24 protein-coding genes are annotated in these 19,523 nt (G+C 61.9%); 15 read left to right on the top strand and 9 right to left on the bottom strand.

Features of this window, described 5'->3' with window-relative positions:
* The first annotated feature begins 146 nt into the window (after positions 1-146).
* From B5P46_RS18645 to B5P46_RS18625, 4 genes are all read left to right on the top strand, one after another.
* Positions 147-866 carry an aspartate/glutamate racemase family protein gene (locus B5P46_RS18645; protein ID WP_129419997.1) on the top strand — a complete coding sequence of 240 codons (720 nt, stop codon included), beginning with the start codon at positions 147-149 and terminating at the stop codon, positions 864-866.
* Positions 867-1,097: 231 nt separating this feature from the next.
* The gene (locus B5P46_RS18635) at positions 1,098-2,009 is read left to right on the top strand and encodes a bifunctional helix-turn-helix transcriptional regulator/GNAT family N-acetyltransferase (protein ID WP_129419996.1); all 912 of its coding nucleotides are present in this window, start codon (positions 1,098-1,100) and stop codon (positions 2,007-2,009) included.
* Between the two features lie 60 nt (positions 2,010-2,069).
* A complete protein-coding gene (locus tag B5P46_RS18630) occupies positions 2,070-2,693 on the top strand; it encodes a TetR/AcrR family transcriptional regulator (protein WP_129419995.1) in 624 nt (207 codons plus the stop codon).
* Positions 2,694-2,803: 110 nt separating this feature from the next.
* Complete coding sequence (locus tag B5P46_RS18625; RefSeq protein ID WP_129419994.1) at positions 2,804-4,018, top strand: MFS transporter; 1,215 nt, start codon at positions 2,804-2,806, stop codon at positions 4,016-4,018.
* On the opposite strand, the gene B5P46_RS18620 is transcribed toward B5P46_RS18625, so the two are convergent.
* Positions 4,015-4,431, bottom strand: a complete 417-nt coding sequence (locus B5P46_RS18620) for a winged helix-turn-helix transcriptional regulator (protein ID WP_129419993.1) — start codon at positions 4,429-4,431, stop codon at positions 4,015-4,017. The two genes, B5P46_RS18625 and B5P46_RS18620, sit on opposite strands and share 4 nt — an antisense overlap.
* A 123-nt stretch (positions 4,432-4,554) precedes the next feature.
* Here B5P46_RS18620 and B5P46_RS18615 point away from each other — a divergent pair, with 123 nt between their 5' ends.
* On the top strand, positions 4,555-5,463 hold the full coding sequence (locus tag B5P46_RS18615) for an SDR family oxidoreductase (RefSeq protein WP_129419992.1): 909 nt from the start codon (positions 4,555-4,557) through the stop codon (positions 5,461-5,463).
* A 352-nt stretch (positions 5,464-5,815) separates the two neighbouring features.
* Here the strand turns inward: B5P46_RS18615 and B5P46_RS18610 are convergent, their stop codons facing one another.
* The gene (locus tag B5P46_RS18610) at positions 5,816-6,568 is read right to left on the bottom strand and encodes a pyridoxine 5'-phosphate synthase (protein ID WP_129419991.1); all 753 of its coding nucleotides are present in this window, start codon (positions 6,566-6,568) and stop codon (positions 5,816-5,818) included.
* 450 nt (positions 6,569-7,018) lie between these two features.
* On the opposite strand from B5P46_RS18610, the gene B5P46_RS18605 reads away from it, so the two are divergent.
* Complete coding sequence (locus B5P46_RS18605) at positions 7,019-7,711, top strand: MerR family transcriptional regulator (RefSeq protein ID WP_129419990.1); 693 nt, start codon at positions 7,019-7,021, stop codon at positions 7,709-7,711.
* Positions 7,712-7,797: 86 nt separating this feature from the next.
* Here B5P46_RS18605 and B5P46_RS18600 read toward each other — a convergent pair whose 3' ends face one another.
* Both B5P46_RS18600 and B5P46_RS18595 read right to left on the bottom strand, forming a co-directional pair.
* Positions 7,798-8,925, bottom strand: a complete 1,128-nt coding sequence (locus B5P46_RS18600) for an ATP-dependent DNA helicase (protein ID WP_003541249.1) — start codon at positions 8,923-8,925, stop codon at positions 7,798-7,800.
* Between the two features lie 73 nt (positions 8,926-8,998).
* Positions 8,999-9,922 (bottom strand): LysR family transcriptional regulator, encoded by a 924-nt coding sequence (locus tag B5P46_RS18595; protein WP_129419989.1) that lies wholly within the window; start codon positions 9,920-9,922, stop codon positions 8,999-9,001.
* A 130-nt stretch (positions 9,923-10,052) separates the two neighbouring features.
* Between B5P46_RS18595 and B5P46_RS18590 the strand changes: the two genes are divergently transcribed.
* The 4 genes from B5P46_RS18590 (at position 10,053) to B5P46_RS18575 (ending at position 13,418) form a co-directional block, all read left to right on the top strand.
* Positions 10,053-10,532 carry a carboxymuconolactone decarboxylase family protein gene (locus B5P46_RS18590; RefSeq protein ID WP_129419988.1) on the top strand — a complete coding sequence of 160 codons (480 nt, stop codon included), beginning with the start codon at positions 10,053-10,055 and terminating at the stop codon, positions 10,530-10,532.
* Positions 10,533-10,600: 68 nt separating this feature from the next.
* Positions 10,601-11,356 carry an SDR family oxidoreductase gene (locus tag B5P46_RS18585; RefSeq protein WP_129419987.1) on the top strand — a complete coding sequence of 252 codons (756 nt, stop codon included), beginning with the start codon at positions 10,601-10,603 and terminating at the stop codon, positions 11,354-11,356.
* 66 nt (positions 11,357-11,422) lie between these two features.
* On the top strand, positions 11,423-11,839 hold the full coding sequence (locus B5P46_RS18580) for a cupin domain-containing protein (protein ID WP_129419986.1): 417 nt from the start codon (positions 11,423-11,425) through the stop codon (positions 11,837-11,839).
* Positions 11,840-11,936: 97 nt separating this feature from the next.
* Positions 11,937-13,418, top strand: coding sequence for a cyclic nucleotide-binding domain-containing protein (locus tag B5P46_RS18575; protein WP_129419985.1), 1,482 nt, complete (start codon positions 11,937-11,939; stop codon positions 13,416-13,418).
* Between the two features lie 15 nt (positions 13,419-13,433).
* On the opposite strand, the gene B5P46_RS18570 is transcribed toward B5P46_RS18575, so the two are convergent.
* A complete protein-coding gene (locus B5P46_RS18570; RefSeq protein ID WP_028732797.1) occupies positions 13,434-13,922 on the bottom strand; it encodes an RrF2 family transcriptional regulator in 489 nt (162 codons plus the stop codon).
* A 132-nt stretch (positions 13,923-14,054) separates the two neighbouring features.
* A complete protein-coding gene (locus B5P46_RS18565; RefSeq protein ID WP_129419984.1) occupies positions 14,055-14,606 on the bottom strand; it encodes a MarR family winged helix-turn-helix transcriptional regulator in 552 nt (183 codons plus the stop codon).
* A gap of 145 nt (positions 14,607-14,751) precedes the next feature.
* Here B5P46_RS18565 and B5P46_RS18560 point away from each other — a divergent pair, with 145 nt between their 5' ends.
* From B5P46_RS18560 to B5P46_RS18540, 5 genes are all read left to right on the top strand, one after another.
* Complete coding sequence (locus B5P46_RS18560; protein WP_129419983.1) at positions 14,752-15,087, top strand: cupin domain-containing protein; 336 nt, start codon at positions 14,752-14,754, stop codon at positions 15,085-15,087.
* Positions 15,088-15,144: 57 nt separating this feature from the next.
* A complete protein-coding gene (locus B5P46_RS18555; protein WP_129419982.1) occupies positions 15,145-15,561 on the top strand; it encodes a VOC family protein in 417 nt (138 codons plus the stop codon).
* A gap of 351 nt (positions 15,562-15,912) precedes the next feature.
* On the top strand, positions 15,913-16,293 hold the full coding sequence (locus B5P46_RS18550; RefSeq protein WP_129419981.1) for a COG4315 family predicted lipoprotein: 381 nt from the start codon (positions 15,913-15,915) through the stop codon (positions 16,291-16,293).
* A 34-nt stretch (positions 16,294-16,327) separates the two neighbouring features.
* Complete coding sequence (locus tag B5P46_RS18545; RefSeq protein WP_129419980.1) at positions 16,328-16,843, top strand: RNA polymerase sigma factor; 516 nt, start codon at positions 16,328-16,330, stop codon at positions 16,841-16,843.
* Positions 16,840-17,622, top strand: a complete 783-nt coding sequence (locus tag B5P46_RS18540; protein WP_129419979.1) for an anti-sigma factor family protein — start codon at positions 16,840-16,842, stop codon at positions 17,620-17,622. The genes B5P46_RS18545 and B5P46_RS18540 overlap by 4 nt, the downstream gene beginning before the upstream one ends.
* Before the next feature lie 104 nt (positions 17,623-17,726).
* On the opposite strand, the gene B5P46_RS18535 is transcribed toward B5P46_RS18540, so the two are convergent.
* The 3 genes from B5P46_RS18535 to nthA are packed head-to-tail and all read right to left on the bottom strand — an operon-like array spanning position 17,727 to position 19,313.
* Positions 17,727-18,095 carry a nitrile hydratase accessory protein gene (locus B5P46_RS18535; RefSeq protein ID WP_129419978.1) on the bottom strand — a complete coding sequence of 123 codons (369 nt, stop codon included), beginning with the start codon at positions 18,093-18,095 and terminating at the stop codon, positions 17,727-17,729.
* A complete protein-coding gene (gene nthB / locus B5P46_RS18530; RefSeq protein ID WP_129419977.1) occupies positions 18,082-18,741 on the bottom strand; it encodes a nitrile hydratase subunit beta in 660 nt (219 codons plus the stop codon). Before nthB ends, B5P46_RS18535 begins: the two co-directional genes overlap by 14 nt.
* Positions 18,738-19,313, bottom strand: coding sequence for a nitrile hydratase subunit alpha (gene nthA, locus B5P46_RS18525; RefSeq protein WP_245456211.1), 576 nt, complete (start codon positions 19,311-19,313; stop codon positions 18,738-18,740). Before nthA ends, nthB begins: the two co-directional genes overlap by 4 nt.
* Between the last annotated feature and the right edge of the window lie 210 nt (positions 19,314-19,523).

The following is a 19,523-nucleotide window of genomic DNA, read 5'->3' as shown; positions in this document are numbered from 1 at the left end:
TAACCTCTCGCCTCTTTTTTGCAGGATTTCATAAAACGGCGCAAAATCCTATCACGTATCTGACGCTGCAGACAAACAAAGCAAACACGCCGCGTCGGGATTGCGGCATCATTTTCGAAAGTTCAGAAGCATGGAGAGCATGAAGAATGGAAACGATCGGACTGATCGGCGGCATGAGTTTCGAAAGTTCGGCGGTCTACTACCGCCTCGTCAACGAGATGGTGCGTGACCGCAAGGGTGGCCTCGCCTCGGCCGAACTCATCCTGCATTCGGTCAACTTCGAGGAGATCGTCGCCCTTCAGAAGGCCGGCGACTGGGATATGGCTGCCCACCGCCTCGCCGATGTGGCTCTGCGCCTGCAGATTGCCGGTGCCGGCTGCATCCTCATCTGCACCAACACCATGCATCTGATCGCCGACAAGGTCGCAGACAAGATCTCCGTGCCACTGATCCACATCATCGATGAGACGGCGAAATCGCTGCATGCGGCCGGTCGCAAGCGCCCGCTGCTGCTTGCTACCCGCTACACGATGGAGCACGGCTTCTACAGCAACCGTATGAAGAGCCTTGGCCTCGATATCATGGTGCCCGATGCTGGCGACCGCACGACCGTGCACGACATCATCTTCAACGAACTCTGCGCCGGCAAGGTGCTCGACAGCTCTCGCGACAAGCTCATGGCGGTGATTACCCGCGCCGTCGAGAATGGCGCCGATAGCATCATCCTCGGCTGCACCGAAATCTGCCTGATCCTCGACCCCGACCACCTGCCGTTGCCGGGCTTCGACACCACCGCGATCCATGCGCGGGCGGCGGTCGATTTCGCGCTTCGCGCAGACGAAGCGGCAAAAGAGGAAGCGGCCTGAAAGTCGCACTGACAATTTAGTTGACCCAGTCAACTAAATGCCCGACAAAGTCTCTGTTTGGAGATTTTTGCCAGTTTGCTGACACCTCGCTCTCTCCTCGGCGTCATCCTCGGCCTTGTGCCGAGGATCTGCCGCGTATCGACCGAAGGCAGATGCTCGGGACAAGCTCGAGCATGACGAAGGAGGAGTTGGCCGACTTCGCCTCGCAAAAATCTCCATCTGGAGATCATCATGTCCGATATCGCCCTTATCGAAAACGCCCGCGACTTCAACCGCTTCTACACGAACTTCCTCGGCCTCTTGAACAAGGCCTATCTCGACACCCCCTTCACGCTGACCGATGCCCGTATCCTCTTCGAGATCGGCTCGCATGACGGCGTCAGCGCCGTGGCGTTGGCCCGAGACCTGCATCTCGACGCCGCTTATCTCAGCCGCATCCTGAAGCGTTTCCGCGCTGAAGGGCTGGTCGAGACCAACCCCGATCCGACCGACCTGCGCAGCCAGGTCATTATTATCACCGACCGGGGACGAGAGCAGTTCGAAGAACTCGGCCGGCGCGCCAATGCGCAGATCGCTGCCCGGTTCGACAATCTCGCCGCCGGCGAACCAGAGGCAGCGGTCTCCGCGATGCATACGATCCGCGCCCTGCTCGACCCGGCGGCAAAGTCCGCGCCGGTTATCCGCGCCCACCGCGCCGGCGATATCGGCTGGATCGTTCAGAGCCAGGGCCGCTTCTACGCAGAAGAATATGGCTGGGATCTGCGCTTCGAGGCGCTGGTCGCCGAGGTCGCCGGAAAATTCCTCGCCAATTTCGATCCGGCCAAAGAATATTGCTGGATCGCCGAACGCGGCGGCGTCAATGTCGGCTCCGTCCTCGTCACCAACGGCGACGGTATCGCCAAACTCCGCCTGCTCTATGTCGACAAATCAGCCCGCGGCCTCGGGCTCGGCAAACTGCTGGTCGACGAATGCATCCGCTTCTCCAGGCAGAAAGGCTACCGCGAACTCTCGCTCTGGACCAACGACATGCTGGAAACCGCCCGCGCCATTTACGTCAAGGCGGGCTTCCGTCTTGTCTCTGAGGAGAGACATCGCATGTTTGGCCCCGAGGCGAACGGCCAGAACTGGGTGCTCGATCTCTAAATTTGCTGCGTCGCAGAAATTTCACTTGATTTGGAAACGCTCATTCCCTAATTAGGCGCCATGACCGTTGCCACCCTCACATCAGAAGCAAAGCCCCGCAGCCGTGGCCGTCCGCGCGAGTTCGATATGGACGCAGCACTCGATGCAGCCCTGCGCGTCTTTTCCGCACGCGGCTACCACGCCGCCTCCATCAGCGAATTGACCGAAGCAATGGGCCTTGCTTCGGGGAGCATCTACAAGGCGTTCAAGGATAAGCGCGGTATCTTCCTCACTGCTTTTGACCATTATCGAAAACTCGGCCGACGGCGCCTGGAAGCGATGATCGCGTCTGCAAAGACCGGTCGCGAGAAGGTCTTCCAGATGGTGATGTATTATACCGAGCTCTCCTATGGCGAAGCTGGCCGCAAAGGCTGTCTCGTCGTTGGCGGCGCCAACGACTTCGCCCTGCTTGACGAGGAAGCTGCTGCCCATGTCGTGACGGCCTTTGCCGCGGACGAAAAGCTGATGGCCGATCTCATCCGCATCGGCCAGGCAGACGGCACCATTCCGAAGACGGTAGACCCGGATGCCGCCGCCCTCGCCTTCCTCTGCTTTACCAAGGGCCTGCGCGTCATCGGCAAAACAGGACGCAGCAGGGAAGAGATGCTGTCCGCGGCTGAGGCCGCGATGAAGCTCGTGACCTGAACAGTCCACACCGTGGACGAGAGAAATACCGGCATTCGGTCAAGGATCGGGTGGCCGTAGCCAGCATTTTTGCATTCAATCCTTTCAGTCTTTGAATACCGGAGTTCCCGATGAGCGTTTCAGCCACCACGCCGGACAAGGCCATTCCCAGGACGCTATCCCCCTGGCTCACCTTCCTTTTCGCTGCCGCCTGCGGACTGGTGGCCGCCAATCTCTATTACGGCCAGCCGCTCGCCGGCCCGATCAGCGCCGATCTCGGCTTCACGCCTGCCGCTACCGGCCTGATCGTCACGCTGACGCAGATCGGCTACGGCCTCGGCCTGCTGCTGATCGTGCCGCTTGGCGACCTCACCGAAAACCGCCGTCTGGTGCTGATGCTGATCGCCGTCTCCGCCGTTGCGCTCATCGGCGCGGCGCTGTCCTCGACGCCCACGGCCTTCCTCGTCGCCTCGCTTTCTATCGGCCTTTCATCGGTCGCAGTTCAGGTTCTGGTTCCCTTCGCCGCCAACATGGCGCCGGATGCAACGCGCGGCCAGGTCGTCGGCAACGTCATGAGCGGCCTGCTCTGCGGCATCATGCTGGCCCGCCCCTTCGCAAGCTTCGTCGCCGAAGCCTCGTCCTGGCATATGGTCTATTACGTCACCGCTGGCGTCATGCTCGTGCTCGCCGTCGTGCTCCGCGCCAACCTGCCGGTCCGCCGGCCGACGACCAGGCTACGCTACGGCGAACTGCTCGCCTCCATGGGCCATCTGGCGCTCACCTCGCGGGTGCTGCAGCGCCGGGCACTCTATCAGGCCGGCATGTTCGGCGCCTTCAGCCTGTTCTGGACGACGACGCCGCTGCTGCTCGCCAGCCCGGCCTTCGGCCTGACGCAGAACGGCATTGCCCTCTTCGCCCTCGCAGGTGCTGCCGGCGCCGTCGCTTCGCCGATCGCCGGCCGGCTTGCCGACCGCGGCATGACGAAGATCGCCTCGACGCTTGCCATGCTGCTCGGCATGGCCTCTTTCCTGATCAGCCATTTCGCGGGGGACGGCTCGCTCACCGCTCTCGTGCTTCTGACGGCGGCGGCGATCATGCTCGATTTCGGGGTAACGACCAATCTCGTCTGCGGCCAGCGCGCCATCTATGGCTTGAACCCGGAACATCGCAGCCGGCTCAACGGCCTCTTCATGGCCACCTTCTTTGCCGGTGGCGCACTCGGCTCGGCCGTCGGCGGCTGGGCCTATGCGACCGGCGGCTGGACGATGACCGCCTGGATAGGCTTCGCCTTTCCAGCGCTCGCCTTCCTGCTTTTCCTCACGGAGGGGCGCGGCAAGGAAGCCTAGCTATCGGCGGAATCGAATCGCGAACGGGCGGCGCGGACGGCATCATGGTTCGCTTCCGCCCAGTTCAGAAGCTGCGACAGCGGCTGGTAGAGCGAACGTCCAAGTTCGGTCATCGAATATTCCACACTCGGCGGCTTGGTCGGGAAAACCTCGCGGTCGATATAACCATCCCTCTGCAGGTCGCGCAGTGTCTGCGTCAGCATGCGCTGCGAAATATCGGGGATCATCCGCCGCAGCTCGCCAAACCGATAAGGCCGATCCGCCAGCACCTCGAGTAGCAGCGTCGACCATTTGCCGCCGATCTGCTGCATCATGTCCCTGACCGGGCAATTGCCGAAATCCAGGCCGGCGAGATCGATCTCGCGCCGCGCCCCCGGCACCCTGTTCTTCAGACTGACGACCGCACCGCTCATCTGCTGGTTCCCTTTTGGTAACGTAGAGCTGAAAAACTGCCTCCTTTACACCGCCAAGTCAATTCCTATTCTAGTGTTACTCTCTTTTCGAGACCACCTGCACAACACAGAAGGAAACGACGTATGAGCGAAACCATCCTGGTCACCGGCGCTGCCGGACAGCTCGGCCAGCGTGTCATCCATCACCTCATCGAGACCTACAAGGTCGCTCCCGACAACATTGTCGCGGCAACGCGCCAGCCGGAAAAGCTTTCCGAGCTCGACAACAAGGGCGTCGTTATCCGCAAGGCCGATTTCGATGACCCGGCAGGCCTGGAAAAGGCTTTCGCCGGTGTCGACCGGCTGCTGATCATCAGCACCGATGCGCTCGACACTCCCGGCAAGCGCCTCGCCCAGCACAAGGGCGCCGTTGCGGCGGCCGTCAAATCAGGAGTCAAGCACATCGCCTATACCTCGATGCCGGCGCCGGACGATTCGCTCGTCACCTTCGCGCCCGATCATCTCGGCAGCGAAAACGCCATCAAGGCAAGCGGCATCGCCTATGCGATCATCCGCGATGCCTGGTATCACGACAATTACCTGCACGGCATGCCGCACAACCTGCAGGGCGGCAAATGGTATAGCGCCACGGGTGACGGCAAGGTCTCGACCATCTCGCGTGACGACTGCGCCCTGGCGATCGCCGCAGCCCTTGCCTCCGGCACCTCGACCAGCGCCACCTATACGCTGACCGGTGCGCAATCACTGAACAACCGGCAGATCGCCGCCATCGTCTCCGATGTCGCCGGCAAGCCGCTCGAGGTCGTCGACGTCACCGACGAACAGCTCGGCCAGGGCATGCGCAGCGCCGGCCTTCCCGGTTTCGTCGCCGACATGCTGGTTTCTGCCGACGCCAACACTCGCGCCGGCAAGTTCGACATCGTCACCGAAGACTTCACCAAGCTGACCGGCAAACCGCCGCAGCCGCTGAAGGACTTCTTCGTGGAGCATAAGGCTGCGTTGACGGCGTCAGGCAATGCCGCAGGTCATTGATCTCTCCTGCATCCCTGCGCAACATCGCAGGGATGCAATGCGCGTGAGAAAACTTCACGTCAAATGAGCCACTTACGTCGAAGCGGATTCGAGAGAGCTATCTTGCGAATTGACTGACGTCCGGGCTCCCTCTTCTCCCCAGCGGGGAGAAGGTGGCCCGAAGGGTCGGATGAGGGGGCTGCACGGCACACCATTCATTGCCCTTCGCTCTCGCTCAGCGCATTCGCGGCTCTGCCGCTCACCCCCTCAACCGCCTGCCGGCACCTTCTCCCCGCTGGGGGAGAAGAGACTCGTAGCAGCGCCGTATTCCTCTCCCATCCGTTAGAGCCCGAGGCAACGGACGAGTTGGCCGTCAAACCACCTGCCCGCAAGCCTGGCAGAAACGGCGCACCGTTTCCGCCATACCGTATTCCAGCGCATCGGCGGTCAGCCCGTGACCGATCGAGACTTCGGCGAGCGCCGGAATGCGCTTCACCAGCGCGGGCAGGTTCGCCACCGTCAGGTCATGGCCAGCATTGACGGCGAGGCCGATTGCAAGGGCTGCATCGGCCGTCCGTTCGAGCGCTTCGAGAATCGGGGCCGCCCGTTCCGGCGCGTCAAAGCAGCCACCATAGGGGCCGGTATAGAGCTCGATCCGGTCGGCGCCGACCGCCTTGGCGATATCAACCGCTTCTGCATCGCCATCGCCGTCGGCAAATAGCGACACCCGGCATCCCATCGTCTTCAGCCGCGCGACGGCATCGGTCAGGAACGCCTGGTGCTTACGGAAATCCCAGCCGTGATCGGAGGTCGCCTGCGCGGGATCGTCAGGCACCAGCGTCACCTGCTCGGGTGCTACCCCGGCGCAGAGCTCGAAGAATTCTTCGGTCGGATAACCCTCGATATTGAACTCGGCCTTGGGGAACTCGTCATCGATCAGGTTTCGGATGACGGGCAGATCGGAGAAACGGATGTGCCGCTGGTCGGGGCGCGGATGCACCGTCAGGCCGCTCGCACCGGATTTCAGCGCGATACGCCCGAGCGCTTCGACGCTCGGCCAGGGCAGGTCGCGCCGGTTGCGCAGCATGGCGACGGCGTTGAGGTTCACGGAGAGTTTGGCGGGCATGGCGAGATCCATCGGTCACGGAAATGGGAGGCCCTGCTTTTAAGCCAAGTGCTCCGCGATGGCCAACGAGATTCACAAATGGATGCCATACCAATCGCTGATGGGCAGCGAAATTACGCTGAGCATTTGCCGAACGCGTACCGCAGATAGTAAATCCCGTCACCTTTGAAGAGGACCGCGAGATCCCGCAGTGCAGCACATGTTTCTGTGCAACACACCCAAGAACCCGGCAAAAGATGCCGGTAAAGTTGCTATCCCATTTAAAAGAGATTATTTTTAGCACTTATAAAAAAGATCGTTCACGCATAACGTGGACATCGTATCGCGTAGAGTAGCCGCGTACTGCTTCTTTCCCACTGAGAAGAACGCCTAGAGGAAACCCCACTCGCCGCGCATGGGAAGCAACTGGCAAAACCGCATGAGGTGCAACAACATGCCCCAGGAGGGTTCATGCCAGACGGTTCCAAACGCCTGTTTGCCACCGCCGGTATCGCTTCGGAGGCCCGGTCGAAATACCGGTTCCTGCCTTCGGCCGCGCTACCGCCGGATCTACCGGACGGTCCGGTGCCCATTGCCGACATGGCAAACGCATTCGGCGTCACGCATAGGACACTGCATTTCTATGAAGAGAAAGGGTTGATTTCAGCCAACCGCATCGGCCTGATGCGGGTCTACGGCCAGGACGACGTGATGCGCATGGCCGTCATTACAGTCTGCCGCGAAACCGGCATGCCGATCGCCGTCATCCAAGAACTGATGGACGAACTCCGCAACGCCGATTCGCAGGAAACGGCCGAAGCGATGTTCCGCGAGGCCCTGCAGGTGCGCAAACGCGAACTGACGGCCGAGATGTCGACGCTGCACCGTCAGCTCCAGCAGGTCGGCGACCTCCTGGATTTCGACGGCAGCGTCGAGGCGCCGCTATTGAACGACAATCAGGACAGTGAAAGCCTGACCGCACAGGAGCGGCGTTGCCTGGAACTGATGGCCGAGGGTTATTCCACCCAGCGCATCGCCCGGGCGCTCGACCTGAAACATGACGAAACCCGTGACCTGGAAGCCGGAATTATCCTGAAATTCCGCGCCAACAACCGCTTCCAGGCCATCGCCAAGGCAGTTCTGCTCGGCATCGTGCAGGCTTAGTATCACCCGCCTAAGACACGGCCGCCACCGTTTCTTCCTCACCACTCCAGATCGGGAATGCGACCTAGTCGTGGGTGCGACTGGGATTAGCGGACGATCGTCAGCGTCTCCGCCGCGCGCGTGATCGCGGTATAGAGCCAGCGTTCGCGGGTATCGCGAAACGCCCAGCTCTCGTCGAAGAGCACGACATCGTTCCATTGCGAACCCTGCGCCTTGTGAACGGTCAGCGCATAGCCATAGTCGAACTCGTCGTAGCGTTTGCGGGTGTTCCAGGGAATCTCGCCCTCGACATCCTCGAAGGCCTGCTTCAGCAGTTTGATCTTGGCAGCTCCCCGGTCCATGTCGTCATCCTCTGGCCGGACGAGCAGATTGATGCCGGGCTTCGTCGTTTCCTTCGACGAGGTCATCACCTGCCAGAGCGAACCGTTGAGCAAGCCCTTGGCCGGATCGTTCCGCAGGCAGACGAGCTTGTCGCCGGTCTGCGGATAATCGGCATTGAAGCCTTTCAACTCACGCAGGCGCTGATTGTAGCGCCGCCGCGTGCGGTTGGTGCCGACGAGCACCTGATCGGCATCGAGCACCAGCTGCTGCGTCACCTCGTTCTTCGAGATCACCTTAGCCGTGCCGTAATCACCATACATCACCTCATTGCCTTCGCGCACCTGCATGGCGAGCTTGATGATCGGATTGTCGCGCGCCTGCCGGTGGATATCGGTGAGCAGATAGTCCGGATCCTGATTGGTGAAGTAGCCGCCGCCTGTGACCGGCGGCAGCTGGCCGGGATCACCGAGCACCAGGATCGGCGTGCCGAAGCTCATCAGATCCTTGCCGAGCGCCTCGTCCACCATCGAGCATTCGTCGACGATGATCAGCGCCGCCTTCGCGACCGGGCTTTGCCGGTTGATCGAAAACATCGGCGCGATCGAGGTCTTGCCTGTTTCCTCGTCTTCCACCGCCTCCTCACCGCGCGGCCGGTAGATCAGCGAATGGATCGTCCGGGCGTTGGAGGCGCCGCGTGAGCGCAGCACCTGCGCCGCCTTGCCGGTGAAGGCGGCAAACAGCACGTCGCCATCGACATTTTCGGCAAAATGCTTGGCAAGCGTCGTCTTTCCCGTTCCGGCATAGCCGAACAGGCGAAAGAGCGGCGAGCGCCCTTCCTTCAGCCATTTCGAAACAGCCTTCAGGGCTTCATCTTGTTGCGGCGCAAATTGCATGATCGCAGGACTTGGCAGGATTCGCGGGATTTAGGCAAGGCGGAAAACGGCAAATCGCCCGGCCGGACGATCATCAGTTCCACTGCCGGTCCGCGCCGCTCGCGCACATCGACGGGTCCTGCCCCATAGCGTCGGTGAGAAAATCCAGAACCGTCTTGACGCGCAGCGGCATGTTGCGCCGCGAGGGATAGACGACGGTAACCGGCAGCCGGCTCGGCTGGAAATCCTTCATCACGGGGACCAGCCGGCCGGCGGCGATATCGGGCATTGCGATGATGTGCGAAAGCACCGCAAGACCCGCTCCAGCAAGGGCTGCCCGGTGAATGGCGACGGCATTGCAGGCGGTCAACCGCGGCGAGATCCGGACCGATATGTCTTCCGAACCGTTCGAGAAGGACCAGGTATTGGCCTCGCCTGCCCTGTTGTAACACAGGCATTCATGGTCCTTGATCTCCTTCGGTGCGCGGGGAGCCGCCCTGCGCGCGAGATAGGCGGGAGCTGCAACGAGGAAGGCGGTCGTCCAGCCGATCCGCCGGCAGACGAGGCTGCTGTCGGCGACCTGGCCCAAGCGCACTTCGAGATCCAGGCGCTCCTCGATCATATCCGAGCCCTGCTCCCTGAAGATGAGTTCGACCGAGAGCTTCGGATGGGCGGCGAGAAGATCGCCGAGCCGCTCGCTGAGATAGAGGCCGAGTGGTGCTGGAACGCTGAGCCTGACCTTTCCCGAGGCCATGGCGCCGTCCGATCCGGCCGCATCGCCAAGCTCCTCAACCGCTTCGAGAATCCGCAGCGCCATCGGCAGCATCCGCTCCCCCTCTGCCGTCAGCGACAGGCCGCTCGTCGTGCGATGCAGGAGGCGGGTGTTGAAATGGCCCTCGAGGGCTGCGACCTGTCGCGAGACCGCCGGCTGCGTCACGTTGAGATCGTGCGCCGCCGCCGAGAACGAACCCGTCTCCACGACGCGCTGAAAGGTCCGCAATGCCGAAACGATATCCATCCCTGCCCCTCATACTTTTGTGCATAGGCCTTATGCAGCCAAACTAAGCGAGAATGACTTTACAGTCCAGCAATTAAGGATATCTTTTATCCATAAGGATACTTAATATCCTTAATTGAAGGAGAGACATATGACCCAGCGACTGAACTACGCCCAGCAGTCCCCCGAGCTTTTCAAGAAATTCATGGAATTCAGCATGGCGCTGAAGAGCAGCGTGATCGACGAGAAGCTGCAGGCCCTCGTCGAGATCCGCGCCTCGCAGATCAATGGATGCGGCTTTTGCCTCGATATGCATGTGAAGCAGGCCAAGATCCACGGCGAGACGGAACTGCGGCTTTACCACGTCGCCATCTGGCGGGAATCGAACCTGTTCGTTCCCCGCGAGCGTGCAGCCCTTGCCTGGACCGAAGCACTGACCAAGCTTCCCGAAGGCGGCATTCCCGACGAGATTTACGAACGGGTGCGCGGCCAGCTTTCCGAGAAGGAAATCTCGGACCTGACCTTCGTCGTCATGGCGATCAATGCCTGGAACCGCGTCAATGTCGGCTTCAAGACAGTGCCCGGCTCGGCCGACAAGGCCTACGGCCTCGACAAGGCAGGCCTGAACTAACCCTCGCAATTCCTTGAGAAGATTCAACTTTGACGCTGCCGCACTCCGGCAGCGAACGGAGATCCGTTATGAAAATCGTTGTCATCGGCGGAACCGGCCTCATCGGTTCGAAGACTGTCGAACGCCTGCGCAAACGCGGCCATGACGTGATTGCCGCATCGCCGAACTCCGGCGTCAACACGATCACCGGAGAAGGGCTGGCAGAGGCGCTCTCGGGCGCCGAAGTCGTGCTCGACCTCGCCAATTCGCCGTCCTTCGAGGATAAGGCCGTGCTCGAATTTTTCGAGACCTCGGGTCGCAATCTACTCGCCGCCGAAAAACTCGCCGGCGTCAAGCACCATATCGCGCTCTCCGTCGTCGGCACCGAGCGCCTGCAGGAAAGCGGCTATTTCCGCGGCAAGCTTGCCCAGGAAAAGCTGATCAAGGCGTCGGGCATTCCCTATACCATCGTGCATTCGACGCAGTTCATGGAATTCCTGAACGGCATCGCCCAATCCGGCACGGTCGGCCAGACGGTCCACCTGTCGCCGGTCCATGTGCAGCCGATCGCTTCCGACGACGTCGCCGACGCCATGGCTGATGTGGCGCTCGACCCCCCCGCCAATACGACGGTCGAGATATCAGGTCCCGAACGGGCCCGCCTCAGCGAGCTCGTCGCCCGTTATCTGAAGGCGATGAAAGACCCGCGCACCGTCGAGGTCGACGCCGAAGCGAGATATTTCGGCGCAAGGCTCAACGACCAATCGCTCGTCTCCGACGCCAATCCGCGGCTCGGCTCGATCACCTTCGAGCAATGGTTCGCAAAGTCCGCCCAGCCGAAGTGATTTCACTTGCCCTCAGGACGCGGCCGCTTGGGCGCGTCCTCCCCATCCAGATCCAAGGAGATTCCGATGATCAAAAAATCATTCCTCGCCGCCGCCCTCGCCCTTCTGGCCGCCACCGGCGTGGCCGCACATGACAGCAGCAAGGCTGCGAAGGTCACGCTCGTTTATGAGCACGAACTTCCGAACGTGCCAGGCAAGAGCATTAAGGGCGTGCTCGTCGAATATGGTCCGGGCGGCTTCTCCGAAGGCCACACCCATCCGGACTCGGCCTTCATCTACGCCACCGTGCTCGAAGGGTCGATCCGCAGCCAGGTCAATGACGACCCGGTCAAGGTCTATAAGGCCGGGGAGAGCTTCTCCGAAATGCCGGGCGACCGCCATGGCGTCAGCGCCAATGGCAGCGAGACCAAGCCCGCCCGCCTGCTCGCCGTCTTCGTCGTAGACACCGACCAGAAAGAGCTGACCTATCCGCTCCAGAAGTGACAGTTCACTCCTGCCGTCCGCGCGAAGCTCCGATGCTTGCGCGGGCGGCCGAGATGCTGAATCATGTGCCGCCCGCCCCTTCCGGAGACAGAGAGAGATGATCTACGACGCGCTCTTCGGCAAGCCGCTGATATCGCTGATAACAGTCGGCTTCGCCGGCATCGTCGTCTGGCATCTGCTTTCCCGGCAGCGGCCGACGACGCGGCTGGTGGTGCAGATCCTGTTCTTTGGTGTGATGACGCTGATCCTCGTCGGCAGCGGCATCGAACCTCATCGGTTTCAGGGATATGGCTCGGAAGATCCGCAGGCCCTGCTCGTCATCGTCGCAAAAACGCTCTGGTGGATCCATCTGGCATGGGCTGTCATCGGTTTCATCAGGCTCTATCTGGTGCTGGAGGGCAGTCCGCGAGAGGCTCGCCTGCTCCAGGATCTGGTCATCGGCGTCGTCTATATCGGCATGGCCCTGTCGGTTCTGGCCTTCGTCTTCGGCGTGCCGATCGGAACCCTCGTCGCAACCTCGGGCGTGGTCGCCATCATTCTCGGCCTGGCGCTGCAGAACACGCTCGCTGACGTCTTCTCCGGCATCGCCCTGACGCTCGGCCGGCCATACATCATCGGTGACTGGATCCTTCTCAGCGACGGCACAGAGGGGCGCGTCGTCGAAAGCAATTGGCGCGCGACGCACATCCTGACCAGCGCAAACAATATCGTCGTTCTGCCGAACAGTTTTCTGGCAAAGCTCGGCCTGACGAATGTAAGCCGGCCGGACGAGACCCATCTCTTGATCCTCACCATCCGCATCGCCCCGACGCGGATGCCGGCATCGGTCCGCCAAGTCATGGCAACGGCGCTTGCGAGCTGCAATTCGATCGTGCGCGAGCCGCCGCCGGTCGTAGCACTCAAGGGGCTGGATGCCACGGCGCTTGAGGTCGAGCTGCAGTTTCGGGTGACGAGCCCGAGCCAGCGGGTGCCGGCGCGAAACGAGGTGCTCGATCTCGTCTATCGCCACTGCAAATCCGCCGGCCTGCTGCTGGCCATTCCGCCGTCGGCGACGGTGCTGACCGCCGATCTGCCGACAGAAGAAAGCGCAAAGCCGCCGAGCGTAACGCCGCTTGCCCTGATCGAGGCCATTCCGGTCTTTACAACGCTGACATCAGATGAGAAGCGCAGGCTCGCCGAAACCACGACTGTCCGGGAGTTCCGCAAAGGCGATGTGATCGTGCGGGAGGACGAAATGCTCCCCTCACTGATGATGGTACGCGCCGGCATCATCGCGGCGCGGAACGCAGGCGAGGAACGCGGACGGCTCGCGCCGGGCGATTTTTTTGGAGAGACCGGACTGCTCGCCGGCATGCAGGAAGTCTGCACCCTGGAGGCTCTGACCCCCGTGACCGCCTATGAGATCGATCAGGAGGCCTTCGCGCCGCTGCTAAGCGAACGCCCGGCGCTGGCGGAAGAAATCGCCGACCACCTCGCCAGCCGCGCCGAGCGTTTCCGCAACGGCGCCTCCTTGCCTCCCGAACATGCCCGCAGTGCGCATGCCATCCTGAAGACCATCAGAACCATTTTCAAGGCGTAGAGATCGGCGCCCCGCTCAGCCAGCGCGCTTGAGCACCCATTCGAACGTGCTGCGCCAAATGTCGGCCGGCACTTCCTCGGACAAGGTGCCGACCAGATCGGAAAGCCGGACGCGCCTCAGCGTATCACGCCAGGCCTCGTCGGCCTCCCACATGATGCGCGCCACCGCGCATGGCTTGCTGTCGCAGTATCCTTGCGGCCGGCAGGGATTGTTCGCCCGGATGTTCGTACAGGTGAAGCTGCGGGCCTTCCCCTCGACCGCCTCGACGATCTCGAGAAAGTTGATATCCGAGGGGGTCTTGGCAAGCCTGTAGCCGCCACTCGGACCGAGCGTGGTCTCGACCAGCGATGCCTGCGAAAGGCTCTGCAGTGCTTTGGAGAGATATTCCTTCGGCAGACCATGAAGCTCGGCAAGCGCCTTGGTGGAAAGATACCTGCCCTCTGGCAGGCCCGCGAGAATGGCGCAGCAGTGAAGCGCCCACTCGACCTGGCTTTTCAGGATCATTCGGCAACTCGTATGATGGTTGGTTCTGCCAATGGAATTAAGGACATATCATATCCGAAAACCGGCACGATGTAAATGAGCTGCAAAAGCAGCGTGTTGCTGCCTGAACGGCGATGCGGGCTCCGATCTCCCTCAGCCCCCGTTCTCGTCCTCTCCCTGCGCCTGCTCATTTTCAATTCCGGCGATCAGCTTGCGCAGCAGCGCCGCGAGCGCCTCGCGCTCCTTTCCGTCAAGAGCCTGCAGAAACGAAGATTCGCTCGCCATGTCGGTGCGGAAGGCCTTTTCGGCGAGTGCCGCGCCCGCCTCGCTCAATGCCACCAATACGCTGCGCCCGTCACGCGGTGATTTCTCCCGGCGGATCAGGCCCGCCTTCTCCAGCCGGTCGAGCCTGTGGGTCAGGCCTCCCGAGGAGATCATCAAAGCCGAATACATGTCTGTCGGGGTCAACCGATAAGGCGGTCCGGAACGGCGAAGCGTTGCGATCACGTCGAATTCGCCGCGGTCGAGACCAAAATCGGCAAAGGTCGCCTCAATGCTCGGGCGCACCAGGTTCGACAGCCGAAAGGCCCGGCCCAGGATCGCCATCGGCTCAGTGTCGAGGTCGGGCAGTTCCAGCGCCCATTGCCGGCGCAGCCGGTCGACATGATCCTCGTAGGAGCCGTCTCCTTTAGTTCCATTCGTCATTTTCTGCCTCATATGCCACCACAGCCGAGACATACACCTTCCATCCACTTCAAGGAAGATATCTTGACAGGAAGACAGTTTTGAGGATATATCTTCTCACGAAGATAGTTTTGTGATCGCAGAGGGCACCAGCAGGAGGCACGTGATGTTCAGTATTCTTCGCCACCAGGAACCGCGACCCGATCAGAGCCGCACGGTCCGCTTCGAAGGCCGCGACCATGGCGGCGAGATATCGCTTTTCCTGGTCGACAATGAGCCCGGCCAAGGGCCTGACCTGCATGTCCACCCCTATTCCGAAACGTGGGCAGTCAGCAAAGGCGAAGCCGAATTCACCGTAGGCGACGCCAAGACCCGCGCCTTTCCCGGCGATATCGTCGTCGTGGCCGCCAACATTCCCCACCGCTTCGAGAATGTCGGCACCGGACGGCTCGAAATCGTCTGCATTCATGCCAGCGACACGATCGTGCAGGAGTTTGTGTGAGGCAAAGCCGCCTCAGAAGACAACCTCCGCAAGACAAAGGAAGAGGAGAGAACTGCAATGCCTAAGATGATCTTCGTGAACCTGCCGGCGAAAGACATCGCCGCCGCAACTCGCTTCTACGAAGCGATCGGCTGCAGCAAGAACGAACAGTTCAGCGACCACCAAGCCTCGAACATGGTCTGGTCCGAAGCCATTGTCTTCCACTTGCTGACACGCGACTTCTTCGCCACCTTCACGCCGAAGCCCGTCGCCGAAGCGCAGAAGACGAGCGAAGTGCTGATCGCGCTGACGATGGACAGCCGCCAGGATGTGGACGCTATCGTCGAGGCAGCCACAGCCGCTGGCGGCAGGGCCGATCCGCGCGCGCCGACGGACATGGGCTGGCTCTATAACCGTGCCTTCGAGGATCCCGATGGCCATATATTCGAAGCGGTGTGGGTCGACATGGCGGCAGCGTCTGCCTCGGCGCCATAACGGACGATACCTCTCTCCAGCCTCATCCTGAGGTGCCCCGCAGGGGCCTCGAAGGACGGGGCTGGCCACCGGCGCTGAAACCCAGCGATATCTGCACGCGGCACGCACGCACCTAGCCACCCGCCCTCGTGGTTCGAGACGGCCCTGCGGGCCTCCTCACCATAAGGGCTGATCGGTGTGCCTCGCTCCGCTCTCCAAGAGCGCGTCGATCATTCTCAACGGTTCGACCGCCTCGACGCAGCGGCCCCGCCATTTGCACAAAACTTTCGCTCCGCCTGGAATAAAACCACCTCCCCCCGTGTCTCATCTCAGGTATCGCAGCATTGCGTGCCCAACCCGAGGAGAGACATCATGACATCCGTGAAATTCCTGTCCGTCGCAGCCGCAGCCGCCCTTGCCGCGACCGCTGCTTTCGCCGCCCCTCCCGTCAAGGAAGTCGAATCCGCCAAGGGCAAGGTGCTCGCCGGCGAAAACGACATGACCCTCTACACCTTCAAGAAGGACGCCAAGGGCGTTTCCAACTGCTACGACGATTGCGCCAAGAACTGGCCCCCGCTGATGGCCGCTTCCGATGCCAAGGCCGATGGTGCATATTCGATCATCGAACGCAAGGACGGCACGAAGCAATGGGCCAAGGACGGCATGCCGCTCTATTACTGGGTCAAGGACACGAAGGCCGGCGACATCACCGGCGATGGCGTCGGCGGCAACTGGGATCTCGCCAAGCCTTGATCGCGAAGACCCCGATCACAAGCGAGTTGCCGGCGTGAAAACACCCGCACCAGAAACCTTCGAGGGCCAGATCCTGGCCCTCCTGCCCTCGCTCAGGCGTTATTCGCGCAGCCTGACGCGCTCGGATGCCGATGGCGAGGACCTGCTCCAGGATTGTGTCGAAAAGGTTCTCACGCGCCGCGGCCAATGGCGCGGCCTCAACCTGCGCGGCTGGGTCCTGACCATCATGACCAATCTCTACCGCAACGGCCGGCGCGGCAAGACGCGCGACGGCCTTGTCGAGATCGGTGCCGCAGAGAATCTGGCCGCGCCCGAACCGCCCGCCGATCCGCTGGAACGTGCCCGGCTGGACGATGCGCTGAACAGCCTTTCAGAGGAACACCGCGCCGTGCTGATGCTCGTGGTCATCGAGGGATACACCTATGGCGAGGTCGCCGCCGCGCTCGATATCCCAATCGGCACCGTCATGTCGCGCCTGTCTCGCGCCCGCCGGCGCGTCGCCGAGCGATTGAAGGCCGACAACATCATTACGCTTCGGAGACCGAAATGAACGAGACCAATCCGAGCGTCACCGAAGCCGACCTTCACGCCTATGCCGACGGCCAGCTGCCGGAAACGGCGCGCGCCCGCATCGAGACCTTCCTGGCCGACAATCCCGACGAGACGGCGATGGTCGCCGAATGGCAGGCGCAGAATTCAGGCATCCGATCGCTGTTTGCCGGTTATGAGAAGGCGAAGGACACCGATCCTCTGCTCGTCGTCCCCCCGCGCGCCGTCTCATCGGGACCGAATCGCTGGGCGATCGCGGCATCGGCCCTCCTCGTCTTCACGCTCGGTGCAGTCAGCGGCCATTATGGCCCTGCACTTCTGGAAAAACCGGAGTTGCAGCTTGCCGGCTCCGAAACCCTGCCGAAACAGGCCCAGACCGCGTTCACGGTCTATGCCGCCGAGGTTCGCCATCCCGTCGAGGTCTTCGCAAACGAGGAGGTCCACCTCGCCACCTGGCTTGGCAAGCGCCTGGCAATCCAGAACCTCAAGATCCCGAACCTGCAGCCGCTCGGCTTCAAGCTGGTCGGCGGCCGCCTGCTGCCGGTCGACGGCAGGCCGGGCGCCATGTTCATGTATGAAAACCAGGCCGGCGAGCGCCTGACCGTCATGGTCGGCCGCAACACGCAGAACCGCACGACGAGCTTCCGCTTCGCCTCATCAGGCAATCTCGAAACCTTCTACTGGATCGACGGCGAACTCGGTTATGCCGTCACCGGCGAAATTTCCCGCGAGACGCTGCGTCAGGTGGCCGAGGAATGCTACAAGCAGTTCCCGTCGTAGAGCAACTCCAGGCAAAGCGCGAAGCGATTTTGCCGGGAATTGCGTAAAAAAACAAAAGGGTAGAGCGGTTCCGCGCTTCTGTAAAAGCTGAACCACTCTAAGGATCAGCGCGAGGGATCGTTGCTGAGCTCGATTGGCCGTCCGTGCGGCGTCGCTTCCGCCGCCCGCTGCCAGCTCTGCTGCAGTGCCAGGATCGTTTCCGCATCGGCGATGCCGTTGTCGACGATGAGGTCGGAGAGTGCAGCCACCCAGCAGTCGAAATAGTCGCTGCCATCTTCGGCCCGGTCAGGCTTGTGCAATTGCGCGGAAAGCGTTTCAGCCCATTCGCTCCAGCTGAACAGGCCTTTTGCGTGCAGGTGCACGGTCATGGCAAAAGCTTCGGCCGCCCATGGCTCGGGAAAAACCGGCTCGCCCTCCGGCGACCTCGGCAGCCCGGACGATTGCGTCAGCGGCGATATCTCATGCCGGCTCAAGATAGCTCTCCCAGGCATCGATCGACACGGTCAGCGTCGGATCGGCATTTCCGCCCCAGATCTCCGCGCCGTCGAAAACGACCGTGTAGAGCCATTGTGGGTTTTCGCCCTTGCCATGTGCATTGTCGTCAGGGAAAACGAAAGAGCCCTGCACTGCCTCGACCACACCGGTCCTGGCCCTGGCATAACGCGGCAGACGCGTATGCGTCGCCGGATTGAAGTTCTTCGTCCTCACCGTCTCGCCGACCGCAAAGAGCGGTGCTGTCTCGACAGGACGATCGCAAGGGCCGCCTTTCGCCAGAACGCCGGGCACCATGTCCGCCTTCAGCACCCGCTTCGGAACGGCTCCTGGCTGCTGCGCATGACCGGACAGCAATTCCGCGCGTGTCGCAAAGCCATGCCGTTCGAGCAGCTTGTCGATGCCTCGGATCCAGATCTCGTAATAGCTGGCGGCGAGGTAATCGGCCGGCGGAATATTCTCGCGCGCATGCCGGCTTTCATCGATCGTCCATGCGCCGAAAGCGCCGCAGGAAAGCGTGATGCCGAGCGCCCGCTTTTCCCATTCGGCATGGAAACAGGGCTCGTCCTTTTCGGGCGCGACAGGACCGAAGCCCATCTGCCCGCCGAGATCGTGCGGTCCGTTCATGTGGCGCTCTCCGGCTTCCGGGCAACGGCCGTGCCGATCATCGCATCGCGGCTGACGAGGCCGGCGAGCGACTGCTCGTCCATGCCCTCTGTCCCTTCGGGCCGCTCGGGAATGACGAGGTAACGCAGTTCCGCCGTCGAATCCCAGACGCGGATCTTCTTGTCCTCCGGCAGCGTTAGCCCAAATTCGGCCAGCACGCCGCGCGGATCGATGACGGCGCGCGAGCGATAGGCCGGCGCCTTGTACCAGACCGGCGGCAGACCGAGCACCGACCAAGGATAACAGGAGCAGAGCGTGCAGACGACGAGATTATGGGTCTCGGCGGTGTTGAAGACGGCGCGCATATGCTCGCCCTGCCGGCCGGTATAGCCGAGGCTGGCAATGGCCGCCGTCGCATCACGCTTTAGCCAGTCGGCGAAATCGGCATTGTTCCAGGCCTTGGCTACAACATGGGCGCCGTTTCTCGGTCCCACCTTCGTCTCGTAAGTCTCGACGATCGCGTCGATCGACGCCGGATCGATCAGCCCCTTCTCCGTCAGCAGCGTTTCCAGGGCCTTCACGCGGGCCTGCATGTCGGAATAATGATTATCGTGATCGTCGTGGTGGTCATGATCGTGCAAGGCAATGTCCTCCCGAAACAACAGATAAGCGACTTACGCGCTTCTCCGGCAAGCCCTGAAAGGCGGGCGAAGTCCAACTCTTGCTCCCCTTCTCCCCAGCGGGGAGAAGGTGGCCCGAAGGGTCGGATGAGGGGGCCGCACGGCACACCCTTTATTGTTGCC

Origin of the sequence: Rhizobium leguminosarum (assembly GCF_004123835.1) — a bacterium.
In the GTDB taxonomy this organism is placed as follows: domain Bacteria; phylum Pseudomonadota; class Alphaproteobacteria; order Rhizobiales; family Rhizobiaceae; genus Rhizobium; species Rhizobium leguminosarum_M.
Note: the sequence above shows the minus strand (reverse complement) of the source record. Positions and strands in the feature narration are given on the sequence as shown.

Coding starts and splice junctions, on each gene's coding strand:
- B5P46_RS18645 (WP_129419997.1), top strand. CDS start 147: ATGGAAACGATCGGACTGATCGGCGGCATGAGTTTCGAAAGTTCGGCG.
- B5P46_RS18635 (WP_129419996.1), top strand. CDS start 1,098: ATGTCCGATATCGCCCTTATCGAAAACGCCCGCGACTTCAACCGCTTC.
- B5P46_RS18630 (WP_129419995.1), top strand. CDS start 2,070: ATGACCGTTGCCACCCTCACATCAGAAGCAAAGCCCCGCAGCCGTGGC.
- B5P46_RS18625 (WP_129419994.1), top strand. CDS start 2,804: ATGAGCGTTTCAGCCACCACGCCGGACAAGGCCATTCCCAGGACGCTA.
- B5P46_RS18620 (WP_129419993.1), bottom strand. CDS start 4,431: ATGAGCGGTGCGGTCGTCAGTCTGAAGAACAGGGTGCCGGGGGCGCGG.
- B5P46_RS18615 (WP_129419992.1), top strand. CDS start 4,555: ATGAGCGAAACCATCCTGGTCACCGGCGCTGCCGGACAGCTCGGCCAG.
- B5P46_RS18610 (WP_129419991.1), bottom strand. CDS start 6,568: ATGCCCGCCAAACTCTCCGTGAACCTCAACGCCGTCGCCATGCTGCGC.
- B5P46_RS18605 (WP_129419990.1), top strand. CDS start 7,019: ATGCCAGACGGTTCCAAACGCCTGTTTGCCACCGCCGGTATCGCTTCG.
- B5P46_RS18600 (WP_003541249.1), bottom strand. CDS start 8,925: ATGCAATTTGCGCCGCAACAAGATGAAGCCCTGAAGGCTGTTTCGAAA.
- B5P46_RS18595 (WP_129419989.1), bottom strand. CDS start 9,922: ATGGATATCGTTTCGGCATTGCGGACCTTTCAGCGCGTCGTGGAGACG.
- B5P46_RS18590 (WP_129419988.1), top strand. CDS start 10,053: ATGACCCAGCGACTGAACTACGCCCAGCAGTCCCCCGAGCTTTTCAAG.
- B5P46_RS18585 (WP_129419987.1), top strand. CDS start 10,601: ATGAAAATCGTTGTCATCGGCGGAACCGGCCTCATCGGTTCGAAGACT.
- B5P46_RS18580 (WP_129419986.1), top strand. CDS start 11,423: ATGATCAAAAAATCATTCCTCGCCGCCGCCCTCGCCCTTCTGGCCGCC.
- B5P46_RS18575 (WP_129419985.1), top strand. CDS start 11,937: ATGATCTACGACGCGCTCTTCGGCAAGCCGCTGATATCGCTGATAACA.
- B5P46_RS18570 (WP_028732797.1), bottom strand. CDS start 13,922: ATGATCCTGAAAAGCCAGGTCGAGTGGGCGCTTCACTGCTGCGCCATT.
- B5P46_RS18565 (WP_129419984.1), bottom strand. CDS start 14,606: ATGACGAATGGAACTAAAGGAGACGGCTCCTACGAGGATCATGTCGAC.
- B5P46_RS18560 (WP_129419983.1), top strand. CDS start 14,752: ATGTTCAGTATTCTTCGCCACCAGGAACCGCGACCCGATCAGAGCCGC.
- B5P46_RS18555 (WP_129419982.1), top strand. CDS start 15,145: ATGCCTAAGATGATCTTCGTGAACCTGCCGGCGAAAGACATCGCCGCC.
- B5P46_RS18550 (WP_129419981.1), top strand. CDS start 15,913: ATGACATCCGTGAAATTCCTGTCCGTCGCAGCCGCAGCCGCCCTTGCC.
- B5P46_RS18540 (WP_129419979.1), top strand. CDS start 16,840: ATGAACGAGACCAATCCGAGCGTCACCGAAGCCGACCTTCACGCCTAT.
- nthB (WP_129419977.1), bottom strand. CDS start 18,741: ATGAACGGACCGCACGATCTCGGCGGGCAGATGGGCTTCGGTCCTGTC.
- nthA (WP_245456211.1), bottom strand. CDS start 19,313: ATGCAGGCCCGCGTGAAGGCCCTGGAAACGCTGCTGACGGAGAAGGGG.